This is a genomic window from Micromonospora sp. NPDC003776, from assembly GCF_053605645.1.
This window is the reverse complement of record NZ_JBSGJR010000736.1, coordinates 1-2,886: the sequence shown is the minus strand read 5'-3', so window position 1 is coordinate 2,886 and position 2,886 is coordinate 1. Positions and strand designations below refer to the sequence as shown.

The window sequence follows — 2,886 nt, the reverse complement described above, 5'->3', positions numbered from 1 at the left end:
GCGGCGGTCGCCGCCGAGCTGCGCGCCGCCGGGGCGGCCCACCTGCGGCTGCGTACCGACCGAGACTGGCTGCTGGACATGGTGCGATTCGTGGCCGCGCAGCGGCACGCCCGTACCCGAGGGACGACACGATGATCCGTTTTCTGCAACCGTGGTGGCTGCTGGCCGCGCTGCCGGTGCTCGCCCTGGCCGCCGCGTACGTCTGGCGGCAGCTGCACCGCCGCGCCTACGCGATGCGGTTCACCAACGTGGACCTGCTGCGGACCCTCGCCCCGAAGGGACTGGGCTGGCGGCGGCACGTCGCGGCCAGCGCGTTCCTGCTCTGCCTGCTGGTGCTGGCCACCGCGCTGGCCCGGCCGGCGGTGGACACCAAGGAGCCGCTGGAGCGGGCCACGGTGATGCTGGCCATCGACGTGTCGCTCTCCATGCAGGCCGACGACGTGGCGCCGAACCGGCTCGAGGCCGCCCAGGAGGCGGCCAAGCAGTTCGTCGGGGAGCTGCCGGAGAGCTACAACCTCGGGTTGGTCTCGTTCGCGAAGTCGGCCAACGTGCTGGTGCCGCCGACCAAGGACCGGGGCGCGGTGACCACCGCCATCGACGGCCTGGTACTGGCCGAGGCGACGGCCACCGGAGAGGCGGTCTTCACCTGCCTGGAGGCGATCCGTTCGGTGCCCGCCGACGGTGCGGCCGGGATCCCGCCGGCCCGGATCGTGCTGCTGTCCGACGGTTACCGGACCGCGGGGCGGTCGGTGGAGGAGGCCGCCGCGGCGGCGCAGGCGGCGAACGTGCCGGTCTCCACCATCGCGTTCGGCACCGACTCGGGTCAGGTCGACATCGGCGGCCAGCTCCAGCGGGTGCCGGTGGACCGGATGGCGCTGTCGCAGCTCGCGGAGACCACCCAGGGCTACTTTTACGAGGCGGCCTCGGTGAGTGAGCTGAAGCGGGTCTACCAGGACATGGGCAGCTCGATCGGGTTCCGGACCGAGCCGCGGGAGATTACCCAGTGGTACGCGGGGATCGCGCTGCTGTTCGCCCTCTGCGCGGGTGCGCTGAGCCTGGTCTGGTCGTCCCGCCTGATCTGAGGCGGGGCCGGGGTCCGGCGGTGGCCGGGCCCCGGCCGGCGCGGTCAGTGACCGCCGCCGGCCAGGACGAAGAGGACGGCCACCCAGACGGCGGCGAGGGTGAAGCCCAGCGGGGCGACGTAACGGCTCATGGGACTGCTCCGTGGCGACGGCGGTCCGGGCGGCGCGGGGCCGGACCGCGGGGGGTGGATCAGGACGTGCGCACACGAAGTCGTGACCGGGTGCTCCGCCGCGGGCGGCCCGATCGGGCCGCGCAGCACGTCGCCCCGGCCGGTGGCCGAGGAGACGGGCGGTGCGGGGGCGGGAAGCGGGTCAGCGCTGCCGACTGAGTCGTGGCTCAGCGGGGCTGACGGTCGGCCCGGCCACGACTGGGAGGATCGCTATCTCGCACAGCGATCACCTCCTGCGGTCGGCGGGGCCCGAACGGCGGGCGATCTGCGGCCCGCAAACGGGATCATCGTACACCCGGGTAGCGCCGGGCACGCACTCGGCCGACCGGCTCACCCGGGTCGTCCGGTCGACCGCTCCGGCGACGGTTTCGGACCCTGCCCCGGCGCGGGAACCGCCCGGCTGGAAGCCGGACAGCGGCCCGGCGCCGGACCCGCCGAGCCCCGGCCGTCGCTCCGGCGAGCCGCCCCGACGCGCCTCGGTGGATCCGTGGCCGGAGCGCACCAGCACCACCAGAACCAGGGCGAGGACCGGCAGCCAGCAGAGCCGGGCGGCCACCCAGCCGGGGCCGTCGGGCGGGGTGTGCAGCCCGGGCAGCGGACCGGCGAACCGGGCGGCGAGCGCGCTGACGCCGACGAGGACCGGCTGGTGGCAGAGGTAGATGCGCATCGCGTGCCGGTTCACCCGGCGCACCAGCCCGGCCGCGCCCGGGCGGTCCAGCAGTCGGAGGAGTAGCGGCCGGGCCGACAACCCGACCCCGATCTGGAGCGCGGCCAGGGCGATGGCGAACAGCGAGGGCGGGCTCAGGTTGGACCGGCCGGCGCCGGGCACCCCGACGGCGCTGACCGGGTAGCCGAGGGCGATCAGCGCGGCCAGCGCGACGGCCCCGACGACGGCCAACGTCAGGGCCGGGCGACGCCCGGCGAGCCGGCCCTCGGCGTGCGCCAGCCCGATCAGGTAGGGCACCGACCAGGCGGCGGTGACGGCGACCGGCAGCAGCCAGGGGGACACCGCCGGCAGGCGTACGGCGAGATCGGTCCCCGCGACCACCGCGATCGCGGGCGCCACGCAGCGCGCCGGTCCCCAGCGCCGTAGGGCGGCCAGCAGCGGCGCGGTCAGCGCGGAGAGAGCGACCAGGGGGAGCAGGAACCAGATCGGACTGATCGTCAGCGTGACCGCGACCTCGAGGGTGTCGTCCGGCACGCCCAGCACGATGGCGACCAACAGGACGGCGGCGCCCACGCCGAGCAGCGCCACGGCGGGCGGGACCAGGCGTCCCAGCCGTCGTAGCAGCCAGCGCGGGGGACTGCCGGGAAAGCGGGCCAGCGCTCGGGCGGCGGCGTGACCGGCGGCGAAGAAAAACAGGCCCAGGGTCTGGAACAGCCAACTGGCCGGGGCCAGCGCCGGCATGGCGGCCAGCGGGCCGGCCTGGTGCAGCGTCCCGTCGGGTGCCAGCACCAGCGCGGTGACCAGCCAGTGCCCCAGCACCACGCCCGCGATGGCGTACGCGCGCAGGCCGTCCACCGTGCGATCCCTCATCGCGCGACCCCCGCCCGGACGGCGTCCCCGAGCACCACGGCGGCGACCGCCGGCAGGGTCGCCGTGCCGGGCGCCAGGTAGCCGTCGTGCCCGGTGA

The 2,886-nt window shown here is 75.6% G+C and carries 2 protein-coding genes and 1 pseudogene; 2 read left to right on the top strand and 1 reads right to left on the bottom strand.

What is annotated here, in order from left to right; genetic code table 11:
- Together ACWEVO_RS34175 and ACWEVO_RS34170 are read left to right on the top strand one after the other, a co-directional pair.
- A pseudogene (locus ACWEVO_RS34175) lies at positions 1–135 on the top strand (DUF58 domain-containing protein); the annotation flags it as partial.
- Positions 132–1,082: a VWA domain-containing protein gene (locus ACWEVO_RS34170; RefSeq protein WP_452311545.1), complete on the top strand. Its 951-nt coding sequence runs from the start codon at positions 132–134 to the stop codon at positions 1,080–1,082. The pseudogene ACWEVO_RS34175 and the gene ACWEVO_RS34170, both read left to right, overlap by 4 nt.
- Before the next feature lie 396 nt (positions 1,083–1,478).
- Here ACWEVO_RS34170 and ACWEVO_RS34165 read toward each other — a convergent pair whose 3' ends face one another.
- Positions 1,479–2,789 (bottom strand): acyltransferase family protein, encoded by a 1,311-nt coding sequence (locus ACWEVO_RS34165; protein ID WP_452311544.1) that lies wholly within the window; start codon positions 2,787–2,789, stop codon positions 1,479–1,481.
- Positions 2,790–2,886: the final 97 nt, after the last annotated feature.

Bases quoted from the DNA above. Each gene is read 5' to 3' on its own strand.
- ACWEVO_RS34170 (WP_452311545.1), top strand. From the start codon at position 132: ATGATCCGTTTTCTGCAACCGTGGTGGCTGCTGGCCGCGCTGCCGGTG.
- ACWEVO_RS34165 (WP_452311544.1), bottom strand. From the start codon at position 2,789: ATGAGGGATCGCACGGTGGACGGCCTGCGCGCGTACGCCATCGCGGGC.